The sequence below is a fragment of the Oleiphilus sp. HI0117 genome, from assembly GCF_001635235.1.
The window spans coordinates 1-1588 of the sequence record NZ_LWGA01001270.1 but is presented as its reverse complement, the minus strand read 5'-3'; the positions used below and the strand labels follow the sequence as shown (position 1 = coordinate 1588).

At 45.1% G+C, this 1588-nt stretch carries 1 protein-coding gene and 1 pseudogene; both read left to right on the top strand.

The annotated features are described in order from the left end of the window. Window positions 1–720, top strand: a 720-nt coding sequence (hflK, locus tag A3757_RS22110) for a protease modulator HflK (RefSeq protein WP_197470221.1), incomplete at its 5' end; no start/stop codon positions are given. Between the two features lie 170 nt (window positions 721–890). Beyond that, window positions 891–1588, top strand: a pseudogene (locus A3757_RS22105) (hypothetical protein); the annotation flags it as partial.

Sequence of the window (1588 nt, the reverse complement as noted above, 5' to 3'; positions counted from 1 at the left end):
TTGCCTGGCATGCATTATCATTTACCTTGGCCCATGGAGACGGTAGAGAAGATACAGGCGACTTCGGTACGCTCAATGGAACTGAACATGGTGGAGGAAACATCGGCGCCAATTCAGCGGGAACTGACAACGGGTGATCAGAACTTATTGGAGGTCAGTCTGATACTTCAATATACCATAGAGGAGCCTGGCATCTTTCGTACGCAGGCGCTCGACCCTGAAGCGCTGCTATTTGAAGTATCATCCGCTGAGGTGATCCAATATATCGCCAGCAAACCAATTAACGACTTGTTAACAACGGGTCGAATTCAATTTCAAAGCTATCTAAAGAACTCCATTCAACAGCAGGCACGGGACTTGAATTTAGGTATCAGGTTGACTGCGATCCAAATTAAAAAGCTGAAGCCTCCCGGTTCTATTAAAAAGAATTTTGATCAAGCAACGATCGCGAGAACGGAAAAAAGAAAAAGAGTTCAGGAGCAGAAAAGCATAAGAAACTCTAGAATGGCTCAAGCGCGAGGTGAGGCCAATGCCTTGCATCAATCTGCCAAAGCGACAATCGAAGAAGAAATACAGAAAGCCGAAGGTGCCAGTGCCAGCTTTATTAGTAATCTGAACGAATACCGCAAGAACCCAGACTGGGTGATGCAGCAATCTCGCTTAATAACGCTTAAGTCTCTATTAAGTGAATCTCGACTAATTGTGGTGCCCGCGTTATAGCGCTATAACGCAAGTGGCGCGGTGCGTTTTTATGTGGTTTTTCTGCTCTATATTGATGAAACCGTATTTTTTAATTCACATAAATGTCACTAAACTTTCACTTCCGCTCTGCAAACTTTCGCATGCAAAAAACATCTATTCTAAGATTTTTTATTTGAGGAAGAGTTACGATGAGTGTGAGTTCTAAGTTTACAAAAAGACCTTTAGTGTCGGCCATTTTTCTTGCAACCTTAGCGCTAGCAGGCTGTGAAGATGGTGATGATGGTGAGGCGGGTGCTGCAGGTGCAGCTGGTGTAGCAGGTGTTGATGGAACGAATGGTACTGATGGTACTAACGGTACAGATGGCGCTGATGGTGCAGACGGTAGCGATGGTATTTCTAACTATATTCCTATGGGGCTAAAGCGCTATGCAACAGCGCCAGTTGGTGCAGAATTCACCGGTATGTTCTTAAATACTGATGGCACATTATTCTTAAACGTTCAGCACCCAAGTTCTTCAAATACAACTGCTGACGCAGACGGCAAGATTTTTGACAAGGGCACTGTAGGTGTTGTTGTTGGTGAAGACTTCAATAACTTCCCGGCTAACTTTGCTGCCTTGGATGCGCCAATTGCAACTGCTGATAAAGAAGTGGTTATGACAGCAACAGGTCGTTATCAAGTTCTTGCTCAGCAAGAAGATACTTTGGTCGATGGCAATGAGATGGGTGATATTCTTGCTGCCGATGGCACGACTCTGATTAAGAGCTCTAATGACCCGGATTTTAACGGTGTTATCTCTGACGGTGGTACAGGCTTCTACCTATACACTAACTGGGAAGACCGCCCAGGAAGCATGAGCCGTATGAACCTAAGCAACCTTGGCGC